11 protein-coding genes and 1 tRNA gene are annotated in these 15,361 nt (G+C 63.8%); 6 read left to right on the forward strand and 6 right to left on the reverse strand.

The genetic code is table 11. From position 1 onward, the window contains the following. Positions 1 to 9 precede the first annotated feature (9 nt). The 3 genes from AB0C38_RS10985 to AB0C38_RS10995 form a co-directional block, all read right to left on the reverse strand. Positions 10 to 936, reverse strand: a complete 927-nt coding sequence (locus AB0C38_RS10985) for a ribonuclease Z (RefSeq protein ID WP_360670097.1) — start codon at positions 934 to 936, stop codon at positions 10 to 12. A gap of 13 nt (positions 937 to 949) precedes the next feature. After that, on the reverse strand, positions 950 to 1,519 hold the full coding sequence (locus AB0C38_RS10990; RefSeq protein WP_360670099.1) for an HdeD family acid-resistance protein: 570 nt from the start codon (positions 1,517 to 1,519) through the stop codon (positions 950 to 952). 150 nt (positions 1,520 to 1,669) lie between these two features. After that, positions 1,670 to 3,856 (reverse strand): RICIN domain-containing protein, encoded by a 2,187-nt coding sequence (locus tag AB0C38_RS10995; RefSeq protein WP_360670102.1) that lies wholly within the window; start codon positions 3,854 to 3,856, stop codon positions 1,670 to 1,672. Between the two features lie 287 nt (positions 3,857 to 4,143). On the opposite strand from AB0C38_RS10995, the gene AB0C38_RS11000 reads away from it, so the two are divergent. From AB0C38_RS11000 to AB0C38_RS11025, 6 genes are all read left to right on the forward strand, one after another. After that, positions 4,144 to 4,216: transfer RNA gene (locus AB0C38_RS11000), tRNA-Ala, on the forward strand. 398 nt (positions 4,217 to 4,614) lie between these two features. Continuing rightward, positions 4,615 to 5,709: a hypothetical protein gene (locus AB0C38_RS11005; protein ID WP_360670966.1), complete on the forward strand. Its 1,095-nt coding sequence runs from the start codon at positions 4,615 to 4,617 to the stop codon at positions 5,707 to 5,709. 45 nt (positions 5,710 to 5,754) lie between these two features. Continuing rightward, complete coding sequence (locus AB0C38_RS11010; protein ID WP_360670104.1) at positions 5,755 to 6,570, forward strand: TIGR02391 family protein; 816 nt, start codon at positions 5,755 to 5,757, stop codon at positions 6,568 to 6,570. A gap of 113 nt (positions 6,571 to 6,683) precedes the next feature. Beyond that, entirely contained in the window at positions 6,684 to 7,010 is a 327-nt protein-coding gene (locus AB0C38_RS11015) for a helix-turn-helix domain-containing protein (protein WP_360670107.1), read from the forward strand. A gap of 120 nt (positions 7,011 to 7,130) precedes the next feature. Further along, on the forward strand, positions 7,131 to 8,327 hold the full coding sequence (locus tag AB0C38_RS11020) for a tyrosine-type recombinase/integrase (protein WP_360670110.1): 1,197 nt from the start codon (positions 7,131 to 7,133) through the stop codon (positions 8,325 to 8,327). A gap of 125 nt (positions 8,328 to 8,452) precedes the next feature. Continuing rightward, complete coding sequence (locus AB0C38_RS11025; RefSeq protein WP_360670113.1) at positions 8,453 to 8,854, forward strand: Lsr2 family protein; 402 nt, start codon at positions 8,453 to 8,455, stop codon at positions 8,852 to 8,854. 201 nt (positions 8,855 to 9,055) lie between these two features. Here AB0C38_RS11025 and AB0C38_RS11030 read toward each other — a convergent pair whose 3' ends face one another. From AB0C38_RS11030 to AB0C38_RS11040, 3 genes are all read right to left on the reverse strand, one after another. After that, positions 9,056 to 10,864: a S1 RNA-binding domain-containing protein gene (locus AB0C38_RS11030; RefSeq protein WP_360670116.1), complete on the reverse strand. Its 1,809-nt coding sequence runs from the start codon at positions 10,862 to 10,864 to the stop codon at positions 9,056 to 9,058. Beyond that, complete coding sequence (locus AB0C38_RS11035) at positions 10,861 to 14,244, reverse strand: AAA domain-containing protein (RefSeq protein ID WP_360670119.1); 3,384 nt, start codon at positions 14,242 to 14,244, stop codon at positions 10,861 to 10,863. The genes AB0C38_RS11030 and AB0C38_RS11035 overlap by 4 nt, the downstream gene beginning before the upstream one ends. 200 nt (positions 14,245 to 14,444) lie before the next feature. Continuing rightward, positions 14,445 to 15,308: a toll/interleukin-1 receptor domain-containing protein gene (locus AB0C38_RS11040; RefSeq protein WP_360670122.1), complete on the reverse strand. Its 864-nt coding sequence runs from the start codon at positions 15,306 to 15,308 to the stop codon at positions 14,445 to 14,447. Positions 15,309 to 15,361 lie beyond the last annotated feature (53 nt).

Raw genomic sequence — 15,361 nt, forward strand, 5'->3', positions numbered from 1 at the left:
AGATGCAGCCTACGGCGCCGGGTGGTCCGCTGGGGAGGACCGGCGTTTCGGGACCTGGACCCGCTCCAGGTCCTCGGCCACCACGATCTCGCCGTCGAACTCGGCCCGCGCCTCCTCCAAGAACCGCGCCGGATCGGGGTAGCGCTGGGAAAAGTGGGTCAGCACGAGCTGCCGGACGCCGGATTCGGCGGCGACGCGAGCTGCCTGCTGCGCGGTCAGGTGCCCGAAGTCACGGGCGAGCTGGGTGTCTTCGGCGAGGAAGGTCGACTCGATCACGAGCATGTCGGCGTGTTCGGCGAGGGCGTACACGGCGTCGCAGAGCCGAGTGTCCATGACGAACGCGAACCGCTGGCCGGGCCTCGGGGTGCTGACGTCCTCCAGGCGGGTGCTCCCGAGCCGGCCTTCTCGCTGCAGCCTGCCGACGTCCGGCCCGCTGATGCCGTGTTCGCACAGCCGCTCGGGCAGCATCGTGCGACCGTCCGGCTCGGTCAGCCGGTAGCCGAACGCCTCGACGGGGTGGCTCAGCTTCCGGGCCTCGAGGGTCGCCTTCCCGGTGGCGAGCACGCCGTCCTCGGAGATCGGGTGTTCGCGCAGGTCAGCGGTCTCGTAGAACGACGTCGCGTGCCGCAGCCGCTCGAAGTAGTGCGCGCCGGACGCCGGGAAGTGGGCGTGGACCGGGTGCGGCACCTTGTCCAGCGAAAGCCGCTGGATCACCCCGGACAGCCCGAGGCTGTGGTCGCCGTGGAAGTGCGTGACGCAGAGGCGCGTGACGTCCGTGACGGCGACGCCGGCCCGCAGCATCTGGCGCTGGGTGCCCTCGCCGGGGTCGAAAAGGATGCCCTCGCCGTCCCACCTCAGCAAGTAGCCGTTCTGGTTGCGGTGACGCGTGGGCACCTGGCTCGCGGTGCCCAGCACCACCAGTTCGCGGGTCGACACCCCCGCACGCTACTCACCCGGCCGGGGTGGTGTCCCCCAGTTTGCGCAGCCGGAAGGCCAGCACCAGCAGCATGATCCCGTAGAGCAGCGCGTAGATCCCGACGAGCAGCGCGATGCCGAACGCGCCGGCGATCGGGTTGATCAGGACGAGGATGCCCGCGATCACGGAAAGCGCGCCCGCCGCGATGAGGAACGCCTCGCCCCGGATCTGCTTGCGCAACCGGATGGCGGCGGCGATCTCCGCGACGCCGGTGACGATCGCCCACAGGCCGACCAGCAGGGCGAGGAGCAGCACCGTGAGGCCGGGCCAGACCAGGACCAGGATCCCGGCGACGATGCCGAGCGCGCCGAGGATCCCGTAGGCGGCGCGGTGGGCGGGGTCGCCCGGGCGGAAGGCCTGCATCACGCCGCCGATGCCGTCGACGATCGCGTACACGCCGTAGAGGATGGCCAGGACGAGCACCGTGGCGCCCGGCCAGATCAGCGCGAAGAGCCCGAAGAGCACAGCGAACGCACCGCGGACGGCGGCGATCGGCCACGCCTGGCGGGGTTCGACGACGGTGAACGCTGCGAAGGAGGCCATGAGCCGCTCCTCGGATGTGGGGGCACCCAGTATCGCGGCAAAACGCCTGGTTGGCGCGGTTCACCACCCGTTCGGGCCACATCGTCCACTGTGGCCGGACACATAGGACCGGCGTGCGCCGCGGCCGCCACCACGGCGCACGCCGGTTGCTCAGGGGTAGCTGACCAGGTTGACCGGCTTGGTGCCGGTCGGGGTCGTGTCACCCGTGTTGTTGATGACGTGCGTGATCGTGCCCTGATAGTTGAGCGACACGGTCACCATGTCGTGGAACTTCACGCCCGGGGTGTTCGGCGCCTCGAAGGCGTGGGCGCTGGCGACCGAGGGGTTGGTGCTGAAGTAGCAGTAGCTGCCCAGCCCCCACGCCTCGTGGCTGGTGACGTTCGCGCCCACCTTGTAGGCGGAGTAGCCCTTGGTGGACCCGTTCATCCAGCCCGCCTGGTTCGGCACGTCGTACGGCATCTCGTTCTGGAAGAAGTACGTCCGGCCGCCGTTGCCGTTCCAGACGACCTGCGTCTTCTGGTAGTGCTCGACGAACAGGCCGTACATCGTCACGTTGTTGCCGTTGACGGTGAGCCCGGTGTCCGCGGTGTTGGTGTTCCAGCCGACGTAGTTGTTGTTGTCGGCGTGGTCGGCGCGCCAGATCCACATGTGGTCGCCGATCACGTTGCTGCTGTTCACCACCAGGCTGTTCGTCGCCTTGCCGACGGCCGGGCCGCCGATCCGGAAGAACACGTCGTGCAGCGAAGTCGGGTCCGCTGAGTGGTCGGCGGTCGAGCCGGCCTGGCCGACCTGCATGAGCGTGTTCGAGTTGGTCGTGCCGGCGTCGATCAGCAGGCCGGCGACCTTGACGCCGTCGACGTCGTCGACGTTCATCGCGGTGACGCCGCCGTCCGGCACCATCGTGGCGATGCCGAGCCCGAGCACGACGGTGTCCGGCCGGGTGACGTGCAGCGCCTGGTTCAGGTGGTAGACACCCGGCGTGACCAGCAGGTTCTTCCCGGCGGCCAGCGCGGCGTTCATGTCCGCGGCGGTCGCGCCGGGCTTGGCGATGTAGAACTGGTCGATCGGCAGCGAGCTGCCGGGCGCGGTGCCGTTCGCCCAGCTCGTGCCGGACGCGTTGGTCTTCACGCCCGGGACGAACACCTGGTAGTTGCCGGCGTTGTCGATGTAGAGGAACGGCTTCTCACGCACGACCGGCGTGCTGCCGACCGTGGTGTAGGGCGGGGCCGGGAAGGTGTTCGCCGGGGCGCCCTGGACGCCCGCGAAGACCATGTTCCAGTTCGAGCCGGACCAGCTGCCGAACTGCGAGTTGCGGGAGATCCACTGCTGCTGCGAGCCGGAGCGGACCTGGCCGTCGACCTTCGTGTCGGAGATCCAGCCGCCGCTGGCCCAGCCGCCGTCGTCGAGCTGCAGGTTGCCGCGGACGTGCATGCGGCGGTACGGCGCGGCCTGGCTGACGGCCCAGCGGTCGGTGCCGCCGGTCGGGTTCACGGACAGGTTCTCGGCGCCGCGCCAGAAGTTCTGCGTCGCGTTCTGCGGCGGGAACCAGTCGGCCTCGACGTGCACGGCGCCGTTGATCGTCACGGCGTCGGGGCTCAGGCCGAGGCCCAGCACCTGCGTGTAGAAGCCGACGTTCACGTCGTTGGAGTACGTGCCCGGCTTGAACATCACGGCGTAGCGCTGGCCGCCGAACTGGTTGCGTTCCTGCTGGCTGAAGATGCTGTTGAGCCGGCTCTGGATCGTCGAGCTCGGCATCGAGGGGTCGAAGATCACCACGTTCGGGCCGAGGTCCGGCTGGCCGGGCTGCGTCGTGTTCACAGGGTTCAGGGTGAAGGATTGGGCGGTGGTGCCGTTGCAGGAGTACTGCTGAAGCTGGACGGAGTCGGCGACGGAGGCGCTGGGGACGTCGAGGCACTTCCCGCTGTTTCGGCTGACGAAGTGGTAGCGGCCGTTGCCCTCGTCGACGGCCTGCCACTGCTGGTTGGCACCGTTCGAGTAGGTCCACAGCTGGATGAGGCCGCCATCGGCGGTGGAGACGTTGCTGACGTCCCAAGCCGCGGCGGCGTTGTTGCGGGTGTTCACCCGGAAGTAGCCGTCGCCGGTCGAGGAGAACTGCCACTCCTGCGACGCCGACTGGTTGCAGGAGTACTGCTGCACAACGGTGCCGTTGGCGGTCCCGGCGGCCCGGGCGTCAACGCACTTCCCGCTGTGGGCGGCGGTCACGGTGTACCAGCCGTCCGGGGTGACCGCGGCTTGCGCCTGACTGGTGGTCAACATGCCCGCGACCAGGGCGGATGCCGCAGAGAGCAGCACCATCACCCGCCGTCTCGTCTTCATCGAAACCTCCTCTGCCGCAGTTCGCGGCGTCCATAGAGCAGGAAACGGCAGAGGCGTGCCCGGTCTAGGGGTAGACGCGGCGTAACGGGCGGGGACCTCGGCGTCACAACCGCCGAAAATGTAACGGCGGCCACACCCAGAGTCAATACACGACTAAAAATAAGGTGTAAAAACGCAGGTCAGAGCTTTGGGTCCGGTTGTGGTGACCCTGAGGCACCCCCTTCGCGAGGGCTGTTCGGGGTCGTGTAGCGTATGGCCATACGAGATGCGGAGTTCACCTTCGCCTCGGGGCTATGGCGCAGCTGGTAGCGCACCTCACTGGCAGTGAGGGGGTCAGGGGTTCGAGTCCCCTTAGCTCCACAGTGACGAAACACCGCCCACCGGACCTAAAGGTCCAGGTAGGGCGGTTTTTTCGTGGTGCCGGATCTTGAGTTTCGTCAAGAAGAAGTTCAGCTACCGACCGGTAGCTGGGGCAAAACTGGGGCACCGCGACGATGGTGGCGAAATGGGGTCACGAAAAGTGCCCCAGCAGCGTCCCCCGGACAGGTGAATCTGAAAGGCGCTCTTGGACCCGCGCCGACCATGCTCCGTCCGGGCTACCGTCCCCGCCTCTCGCCGACCTGAAGCAGCCGGCGAGAACTGTCGGTCCCCTTCCCTACTCTTATGGAGAAGTCGACCGAAGTTCGCTCTGAGGAGGCAGGAAGTGAGCTCGAGCTCGTGGTTCGCCTGCGAGGTGCACTATCGCTGCTGAAAACCGCATCACCGAAGTCACCCGCCGCCGGCTCGTCAACGGCTTGCGGACCACTGCCTGGCACGGCCTCCTCGACGAGATCGATTTCCTCGAGCGCCTCTACGACCTCAACGCCCTGCCTACCCACGATGATCGCTTCCCCACGGCCAAGGGCGACATCATCCAGCACCGCTACAACAACCCCGAAGACTGGGACGACGACTGGATCTTCCATGACTCGCGATTCGGCCTGAAGGACGACGATGCCTCACTCCTCCGGTTCCTCGCCGAGATGCTGCACCCCGACGTGCGCCTGGACTCCGACGAGGTCCAAAAACTACGGACCTTCGTAAACGAGACACTGGTCCACGACGGGTACGAGCTTGTCGAGGTCGACGCCATCAGCGGAGCACCAGTCTTCGCCGCGCACCGAATCGGCACAGGCGTGCCCGGCCCCGTCAAGAACCTGATCTTTGCCGCCATCGGCCCAAAACCGGAGATCGTTCTCAGCGACGCCCTGAACAACGACGTCCTCGTGGTCAAGAACGGGGAGAACTGCCTGACTTACGATCGACCGCTGCGGGCGAACGGGCTCACCTGGGCCGAGCTGACCAGCTGGTGGGCTGCCCTCACGCACATGTCGGACACCTCTGAACGCGAGGTATCACTCAACCTGTACCGGAGGCTGCAACGATCGCTCGGCGACAACGAAGCAGAGTCGCGAGTCCTCCGCACCTACGCGGAACGCTACAGTCGCCTGGGAGCTGCGATCCCGGCGCTGATCCCGCAGGTCTACCTGCACTATGACCCGTACACCCGTGCCCACCACCGCTCCACAGGTGTCGCCGTACCACTTCCACGTCAGCGCATGGACTTCCTGCTGCTGTTTCCCCAAGGCATCCGAGTTGTGATCGAATGCGACGGAGTCCAGCACTACGCCAACCCATCCACCCGGCGAGCAGACCCACGTCGTTATGCCGAGATGGTGGCGGAAGATCGCGAGCTGCGACTTCGCGGATACGAGGTCTACCGCTTCGGCGGCGACGAACTCACCGACACACAGACGAACCAGCAACGTCTAACCACCTTCTTCGACCGACTCGCGGACCGCTACTCAGTCTGAAGCCGACGCACGCCAGCTGACGAACCCGGGCAGGAAGGACGACCCGTGCCGCAACACCACAGCCCTTGGGACAGTCAAGTCATTGAAGGCGTCGCTGATGTACTTGGTGAGACTCGGACAGGACTGTCCGGTCCCCAGATCGGCAGCTTGCTCGCCGAGTTGCGTATTCCCGACCCGCTCGACGGGCATACCAAGCGGCACCGGCTCCGCGTCGCTCTACAGAACCGGCAAGATCGAGACGGTGCCTCGAACTGCATAATCGCGTTTATCACCAAGGCGATGGCGCCCGTACGGTACCGAGACAATCCCGGCTTACGAACGCTTCGCCAAGACGCTCTGAACGAGGTGCTCGTCTACGAAGGACTTCGAGTCAACGATGAGGGCAAGATCGCCCGCGGGCCGAAGGCAACCACGCTGAGCCAAGCCGCCCAGCACGCCAACAACCTGCGAAGCGAACTTCGACGGCGCGGCACGCACCCGGACGTGCTGCTCTACTGCACCACTGAACTCCTGATGAAGAACAGCTTCCACGCCATGCTTGAAGCCACCAAGAGCGTCTTCGACAAGATACGAGCCCTCACCGGCCTCAGCGGCGACGGCGCAAGCCTGGTCGACGCTGCACTTGCCCTCGGCAGGACTGGCACACCCCGGCTAGCGATCAACAGCTTGGCGACCCAGACCGAGAAGGACGAGCAGACCGGCTTGGCAAACCTCATCAAGGGCCTATCGAGCATGTTCCGAAACCCAGTTGCTCACGATCCGCGGCTTCACCGCACTGTCACCGACGACGAGCTACTCGAGGTCATGACCACACTGTCGATGGTTCATCGACGACTGGATGCAGGAAGTCTGCTTCCCTGAACTCTGATGTGCTCTAGCCCGCACTCGTGGCAGTTGTGAGTCGTTCTGTCTCCCTTAGCGCAACCGGCCGGAGTTAGGAGGGACAACACCACCTCGCTCCCAGCGGAGTCGTCATGCGCACAGATCAGCACAGCCTCTCAAAGGGCTCGACCTTCGACGGCCCTCACCAGCCAAATGCGACTCCCGACGACGAAGCGGCACCGCCAGCAAAGCCCGCGCCGCTGTTGTACACGCCGGCAGCTGCAGCCGGGCGGTTGACCATCGGCGAGTCGTGGCTCCGGCGCAAAGCCGGCCAGCGCCTCATCCCCTGCACTTTCGTCGGCAAGCACCTGCGCTTCACCGAAGACGACCTCCGCGCCATCGTCGCCGCCGGCCGCCGCGGACCGAGTAACCGCGACCAGAGCACCCGACCAGGGCACCGTCGTCGTTCTCGGCGCTAGCACCCCGATCCGGTCACACAACGAGGTTCTTCGCCGAATCAGCTTCCTCTCTGTCGCCTATGGAGCGGTCCTGGACACGCACCACCACGCGACCCCCTCACCACAGCGCAGGAGTTCACCGTGCCCTGGACCGAACCCGCCGGCGACGACACCTGGCGAGTCCGCTACCGCCGCACCGACGGCACCAAAGGCGCCATCTCCGGCTTCCCCACCCCCGACGCCGCCGAAGACCACATCAGCACGATGCTCCACGAACAACGCACCGGAACCTGGATCGACCCCGAAGACGGCCGCACCACCATCGCCGAATTCGCACCCGCCTGGCTCGACTCCCTCGACATCGACCAACGCACCGAAGAGAACTACCGCAGCTTCCTCAAAGTCCACATCCTCCCCCGCTGGGGCAACACCGCCTTCGCCGAACTCACCAACCTCGGCATCCGCACCTGGGAGAAGAAACTCCGCGCCTCCAGCCTGGCGAAAACCACGGTCGACAGCATCATCAAATGCTTCTCGCTGCTGCTCACCGACGCCGTGCCCGAGAAGCTGATCGCCGCCAATCCCCTCGTCGCACGCCGCCGCGGACGACGCCGCCGTGCCCAGCGCACCCCACGCAAAATCTGGGGCGAACCAGCCGAGGTCCTCCACGTCGCCGACCAGGTCGCCCTCAAGTACGGACCGTGCGGAGCGGTTCTCGTCGTCACCGGCGGGTGGACCGGAGCCCGCTGGGGAGAACTCACCGGCCTCGATCGCGGCAACGTCCACCTCTACGACGACGACACCGGCAACATCTACCTCGACCCCGACGTCGGCGCCCTCCACGAACCCTGCAGCGGCCCGCTCTACCTCGGCCACCTCAAAACCGACGAGTCCGAACGCACCATCAGCCTACCCCCGTGCCTCGTCCGGCTTCTGCGCTGGCACCTCACAACCCACAACCACCGCCAAGTCTTCGTCACCCCCAACCTTGAATGGCACCGCCGCAGCAACTTCTCCCGCCGAGCCTTCCGCCCCGCCGCCGACGGCAACCTCCACATCGCCAACCCGGCGATCCGCCTCCAGCCGGCCAAGCCCGGCCTCACCTTTCACGGCCTCCGACACAGCCACAAGACCTGGATGATCGACGACGGTATCCCTGAGATCGCCCAAGCCCTCCGCCTCGGCCACGTTCTCCAGGACAAAGTTCAGGAGACCTATTCCCATGTCGCTGCTGCGGTCGAGCAACGCCTACTCGATGGCTTGCAGGGCCGATGGGACAAGGCAGTAGCAGACTCCAAGGCCTCGACCGAAGAAATAAGCTGGCGCGCGTGCGCTTGAGAAACTTCGCCGAAACCATTCCTCGATGAGGCTACCTGCGATCAACCACAACGCTAATTCTAATCGGGCCATGATAGTGTCTGTGATACGAACCAGTTCAATGATAGTTACCTAAAGGAGTTCCGATGGCCCAGAAGGTCCTCGTTGAAATACTGGACGACATCGACGGCAGCCCGGCCACACACACCGTCCCGTTCAGTCTCGACGGCGTCAGCTACGAGATCGATCTCTCCGACGAGAACGCGGCTGCACTACGCACCGAACTCGACCACTACATCGCAGCGGCGCGAAAGACAGGCGGCCGCAAGGTTCGCGTCGCCACGAGCCCGGCAACCCCAAGCAACACCGTCGACCGCGAACGCAACCGAGCCATCCGTACATGGGCGAGCGAGAACGGCTACGAGATCGCCGATCGGGGACGACTCTCGTCCGAGGTCATCGCTGCCTACGAACGCGCACAGCAACAACCTTCCGCGCCATCCCGCAAGCGTATGCCGCGCAAAAAGGTTGCCGTCGCCAAGAAATAGTTATCACTAGGGAACGATAACCAGACATCCGCCGCCGACAGTACGCATTGCGCAGTCCGCGGCGGATGTCGCCACTCATTCGGCCGGCTTTCCCTGAACAATCCAACTTGGTGCCTTCGAGCCGAACCGACGAGGCGACGACCCGGGGCGACAAATCGTCGGATCAGCTGCCGCAGCGAGGCGCACCGCAGGAGTTTAGTTTTACTTTGGACGACGCGTCCCCCGATGTGGGACTTGTGGCCCAGATTCAGGACGGCTCGACGCGGACTCGGTCGATATGATCGCCTTCAAAGAGAGAGATACACGCTGTCGCACGGTGTCGACGTCCAGCACCAACACAGTGACCGTTTCGCCGACGCTGACGACCTCGGACGGGTGTCCGACTCGGTGAGCGGCCAGCTGCGAGATGTGGATCAGTCCGTCGACCTCCCCCAGGCTGACGAAGGCACCGAAGGCAGTCAGTGTCTTTACTGGACCCGAGACAGTTTGACCCGCAGCGAGGTTATCCAGCGCTGTTCTGCGCCGTTCCGCTTGTGATGGCGCCGCTGGCGGCCGACTTTCTCGCGGGGCGACGGGGCTCGGCGTCGAGGGTCCCTGGTCCGTCCAGGCGGTCCCAGCGCCAACGAGGTCACGGTACTTGGCGGGCAGAGTGCCAACCACTTCAATTGCGAGCGCGCATGCTTCGGCTAGGTACTTGTCGTAGGCGCGGTCAGCGGATGACTGGTCTTGCACGAGGTCGCCGTCGTCTTGGCGGTATCTGCGTGACGGCTCACCACGAAACGACAACCAGTTGAAGCTGGTAGTGATGTAGCAGGAGTCGCTAACTAGCACCTTTGCCTGGGTGTTGTCGACCCTTATGACGCCGAGGCGGTTGGCGCGGCGGGCGGCCGCGTGCAGAGCGTCGAGAGCGTCTCGGTCGGTCCCGCTGTTGTCGTCGTGGCCCCAGATAATCGTCACGTCTACGGTTCGGGACAGGCTTTCGATCCTGCGGATCCAACGATCGTCCGCGACGGTTGATCGGATCTGCGGGCTGCTGATAAGAAGACGGTTTCGCGAGTTCGCCGTAGCATCGGCGAGCCATTGCGGATGCTCGTAGACGCCTAGCCAACGGACCGCGGCCCGATCGAGGGCACCGTTATCGCCCTCGCTGGCAGCTTGCTCTGAAGAGATCTGGAGCGCAACGACGTCATCCTTGCTCAAACGAACGCCAGGAGCAGGGGCGGGTTCATATGGCTGCTCCACGGGCTCAGCCGCCAGGCGCAGGCGCTCGACGGCACCGATGGCTTCCAATGCTGCCGCGTGCGGCTCACTCCAGACACCGTCGACATCGATGCCGAGGCGCAGCGTGTTTGACTCGTCGTCCTTGAACACCAAGAGGATCGCGTCACGGTAGAAGTTCCGGTTCTCGGTAACTCCACTGATGCCGAGGATCCTTACCCCGTCTCGGGTGTGCGAGTCCAGGGTGCCGCTGAGAGCGGAGATGCTGAGATCGGTGGTTCGCACCGGCATGCTGCTCGCAGGCGGCATCAGAAGACGGCCGAGATCAGACTTCGCCTGGCTTGAGCGTCGCAAGGAGTTGCGCCGCCAATCAGTAACGGACTTGGCGAGACGGTCGTAAACCACCTGGATAGTGGTGGACATCGGACGACGCAATTGAGCGTCGCGAGCGGCCTCTAGCCCCGCGGGCAGAAGCTTCAGGCGTCGGAGACCACCCTCGGCGGGCGGCTGGTACGTGATGTACTCGGCAAGGAGCAGACCTGCGACGGCTCGCCCGGCGTCACCTTCACTCAGACCGAGGAACAGTTGCAAGTCGTCGACGGTGTCGATGCCGTTGAGCAGAGCGCGAAGTGTGTACTTTTGTGCGGCTTCGAGCTCTTCAGACTGCTCCACGAGTACATCGACCGTCAGCGCGGAAGCAGGAAGGGCACACGGCTCAGCTGCCATCAGGGTGTGTCCAGGAAGCGCGTGAGCGTGGCGACGCGCGGCATCAGCGAAGATATCGCGACTCACAGATACTGCACCCTTCCACCGGCGGTCGAGGTGATGTGGGAGAGCACCCTCTTGAGGGGCCCTTCCCGGCTGCTGCAGAATTCTGAGTCGCCGACGATCCAGAGGAGTTCCCGTGCCCGGGACAGAGCGACGTTGACGCGTCCCTGGTATCGGTCGGCGAGGAAACCCAGTTCGCCCGAGAGGTTGCTGCGGGTGACCGAAAAGATGACGACGTCGGCCTCGCGGCCTTGGACGGCGTCCACAGTTTTAACCTGGACAGTGACACATCGTAGCTTGAGGCGTCTGATCGCCCGTTCGATCTCGGTGCATTGGCGCCGATATCCACTGAGTACCAGCACCTCGAGCTTTCCGCCATCACCTCGGACGTACTTGCCGGCCTCCGCCTCTGCGTCCAAGCGTTCGACCAGTTCGGCGACTTTTTCGGCCTCAAGCTTGTTCGACAAGCTGGCACTGCCCTCCTGACGGCGATTGGTACGACGGCTGGTGGAGAACCACACCACGCGGTCACTGTCGGCCACAGTGTCAGGGTCGAAGACCGGCTCCGGCTCGTGGACAAGTGTGCCTTCATAGAAGACGTGCGAAATTAGTTCGCCGATCGGCTTGGCCATGCGGTGCTGAGTGACGAGACTGGTCATACAGGACTCGGGTGCCTCCCCAAGCAGGATGTCGAACAGCGACGAGCTTAGGAACATCTTGTCGAGATCGAAACTGTCGACGAGGTCCCGGTGCTCAAAGACCTCCTCCACCATCGGCGGCAGTTGCTTGGTGTCTCCTACCATCACCCATCGCTTGGCCCGTGTCATCGGCACCAGCAGTTCGGGTGCGGTCGCGCGGGACGCCTCATCAATAATGCAGAGATCGAACTGCATGTTCTGGATGTGTGGATTGGCGAGGAATCCCATACACGTACCGGCGACCACGCTTTGCGTCGGCAAGAACATCGGCTCGGCGGCCCGCGGGTCGTTCAGGCTCGCCAACCAGTCACCCTGGGTCCGGACTAGCTCTCGGAGACGGTGGTCGGCACCGTGCCCATCCAGGAGGCTCGCCACGAGCTGTTCCAGGTCGCCTTCCCCAAGGTTGCCCGGCAGGGCGACGTCAAGGTCTGCGGCAGCGGTACGCAACTCGTTCGCGGCGGTGTCGGCTCGATCGACTGCTCGCAGATAGTCGGTCAGCAACTCGGCGCGGTCCTCGGACAGTTCCTCGTTGTCGAGGCGGTCTGCGGAGTCAAGCGGGCCCAGGAGTCCGGCAGTCTCGTTCCTTTTGCGCAGCGTTGCCAGGGCTTCCTCAGCTTGCAGCGCCAAGGAAAGTTGATCGATACGTACCCCCTCACGGTCGGCCAAGGTCGTGAGGCCGGCCCGGGCACGGACTCGTATCTCGTCAGCCCACGCGGCCAGTTTGTTGGACAAGAGAAGATGGCTGGCTTCCGGATCGACATTGTCGTCGCGGCTCGACAGGCGGACCACGGACGTGACCCCGGAGCGGTACAGACGGGTGACGGCGTTGTCGATCGCGACGTGCATCTGGCTGACGAGTAGCACCTTGTCACCGGGCCGAGCAGCGAGGTACTGGTGGACGAGTTCGCAGATGAACGATGTCTTGCCCGTGCCGGGCGGACCCTGTACCAGGAAGAGGTCTTGCGACCCGAGTGCCTTTGCTACGGCAATCTTCTTATCGTCGTCGAAGTCCGGCCGGAGCGGCTCGAACGCCACGGGTTCCGGCGCGTGGGCCACTGACGGGTCCAACACCAGTTCGCGAAGATGTGGTCGGGCTGCGCTACCGTCTCGCAGAGCAGCGAGCGCACTCTTCTGGCGGCGGATCGCAGCCTGCGACGGGGTCCGGTCGCGAACTAGCACTCCGCTGGCCGGCAGGTTGACCCCAGGCCCGGTTGCCTGGACCGTCACGTCGGTGGTGTCGACGTCGATGATTGTCACCGCGACGCCACGACCGGGGGACTCGTCGTCTACTGGCCGTGCCATGCGCTGCTGGTCCAGGAAGGCGCTGGTAAGCGGGACCGTCGTGTCCAGAGCGAAGTGGGTGCCGGAGCGGCTGATGAGAGTGTAAGCGACAGGTTCTTCCAGCCTCTTCTCCAACTGTTCCTTCGCCTCGATCAGCCGAGACCAGTTGGTGAGCCGCGCCTGCTTGAAGCGGTCGCTGAAGCGGTCGCCTGAGTCTTGAACCGCTTTCTGGAGCATGGTGTGGAGTTCCACGGCCGCCTCAGCGGACTTCTGCGGATTGGTCGGTCGCTGCGCCGACCAAACGAAGTCCTGCCCATCCAACGTGACGGCGTCTTCGTCCTGACGCCACCTCTCCAGCTCTTCGAAGTCCTTGAGCTCGGCGCGGGTGCATAGCAATCGACTGTCGCTCTTAAATATGAGAACGAGCTCGACTTGGTCTCCAACGAGACGGAACTCGTCGGCGGTTAGCGTCGCGCGCCCTCCACCGGTCTTCTTCAAGCGAGGCACTACATGAGTTGCCGATCCCAGCCGTGCCGCGATGACCGCTTCGGCCGACCTGCCATCACCCGCCTCCTCCAGCGACCGACGTGCCGTACCGGAGAGCTCGAACGACAGGGTCCTCTCGTCGTGCCAGTTGCTGCTGCGAGCCGCGTGAATAGCCTGCAACTCGAGGTGAAACACCTGCCCATCCGCCGGCCGGTTGGCCGAGTCTGGATCAAGGGCGCGCCGCAGCAGGGACAGGACAGCAGGCGGCAGGTTCGCCTCGTCCAGCGCCCGCGCGATGTCCGGATAGTCCTGCAGTGCCCAACCGGTGACGCATTGCAAGAGGGTCGCGGCGAGACTGTAGACGTCGAATCTGGTTGAGCCGCGCGAGGCCATGTCGGGCGGCGCCCAGGGCGCGCTGGCCATCCCCGCGACCGTCGCGTCGGTCGCACCCGCGAGCTGATCCTTGATCTTACTGAGCGCGAAGTCGGCAAGCAGCGGCTTCGTGCCGTCCCAGAGCACATTGCCGGGCTTGATGTCACGATGGAGAACCGCCATCGAATGGGAGTGCGCCAGGGCTGATGCCAGAGGCAGCGCGATCACCTCAGCGACGTCATCCCACCCCGGAGGTTCGGTAATGGTCGTCAGCCAATCTTTGAGAGACACCGGCACCCAGCTGAGAACGACGTAGTACAGGCCTGAGTCGTGGTCGGTGCCGCTGTCCAGCAGCGAGATGATGTTCGGGTGATCCAGTTTGTGGTGCGCGGCGGTCTCCCGCTCAAAGTAGATGCGATAGATCTCGTCGGACGTAGCCGGCACCACCTTGACGGCCACAAGCCGACCACCCTGATGGAGATCGGCCGCCTGAAAGACCTCCGCTTGACCGCCAACTCGACGGGTGTTTGCGATCTCGGCGTAGCGGCTGGCGATCAGACGCGTCATCCCCATCCCTTCCAGGCGCAACCTGTTCGTCCGAACAGTCGATCAGAGTACCCGACTGCGGCATCGACTCAGAGGACCGTCGACCACCGACACGCCCCAAATGCCCAGTTGCGTCGACTCCGCGGCGTGTGTTCCGCATCCAGAAGGCGCGATAGCGGTATTTGAACGCGACGAGGCGGAACTGCGCCTTTAGAGCCAAGTCAGTCAGGGGTAATTCCATTTATTGAGACATCGTTCATGTGTCCAAGTATTTGTCGCAACTGATCACCTAATCGGTATATCACATCGCGTCCAGTGTCCATACCCAGCCGTTGCACGGAAATCCTTACGGTGTATCCCCCAGTCTCATCCAGAAAATCGTACTGAAATATCTGCTGAAATTGATCCACGAGGCGGACAACATCGCCTTTCATTGCATTCAACTTATCAGTAGTGATCTGAAGAATATTCCTGTGAGCTCCGCTTCTTCGCCCACTTTTTACCATTTCAACATAGGCAAGAGAAGAGTCCTTGTCCGCGAATATTTCAACGTTGGCGAGAACCGTATATGGCTGCCCTTCCGCCTGTTCGACGATCGCAATAAAAAAGCCAGCGCGCCCCTCTTTGTCAACACCCCAAGTAAAAGCCCAATCCGAGTGATATTGAGGATCATCGACTCGACCAGTGTGGGCATTTGAGATGCCGGCGACAGCCTCGAGAACAGACTTGAGGCCGTCATCAAAGTTCTCCCTAAAGTCAGCGTACATCTTCTCGCGGAGAAATAAGGGGATCTGACAGTCTTCGATTAGGATAGGTAGAACAACAACTCGACGCTCATCCAGTTCGCGAATAAGACCGCTGTTCAGCTCCTTTTGCACCCAGGCCGAGTTGACGGACGTCCTGGATAAGATTACCAGAAGTGCACTCGCACCCTTGATCGCTTCCTGAACCTTAGAAATCAGCGAATCGCCTACTCGAATTTCCCATCGATCAAGCCAGACGCTAACACTATTTTGAACAAGCTGAATGGCTAATTTGTCTACGAAGTCCTTGTCGGCATGAGAGTAGCTGATGAATATCGGCACTGTCGGACCTCCGATTCCTCAGAGCAGAAAGATTAGAAGCTAGCTCGCAACTC

Origin of the sequence: Amycolatopsis sp. NPDC048633, assembly GCF_040650695.1 — a bacterium.
Taxonomy (GTDB): Bacteria; Actinomycetota; Actinomycetes; order Mycobacteriales; family Pseudonocardiaceae; genus Amycolatopsis.

What these genes read in the sequence shown, in the direction of transcription:
- AB0C38_RS11035 (WP_360670119.1), bottom strand. Translation starts at nt 14,244, where the DNA reads ATGACGCGTCTGATCGCCAGCCGCTACGCCGAGATCGCAAACACCCGT.
- AB0C38_RS10990 (WP_360670099.1), bottom strand. Translation starts at nt 1,519, where the DNA reads ATGGCCTCCTTCGCAGCGTTCACCGTCGTCGAACCCCGCCAGGCGTGG.
- AB0C38_RS10995 (WP_360670102.1), bottom strand. Translation starts at nt 3,856, where the DNA reads ATGAAGACGAGACGGCGGGTGATGGTGCTGCTCTCTGCGGCATCCGCC.
- AB0C38_RS11015 (WP_360670107.1), top strand. Translation starts at nt 6,684, where the DNA reads ATGCGCACAGATCAGCACAGCCTCTCAAAGGGCTCGACCTTCGACGGC.
- AB0C38_RS11025 (WP_360670113.1), top strand. Translation starts at nt 8,453, where the DNA reads ATGGCCCAGAAGGTCCTCGTTGAAATACTGGACGACATCGACGGCAGC.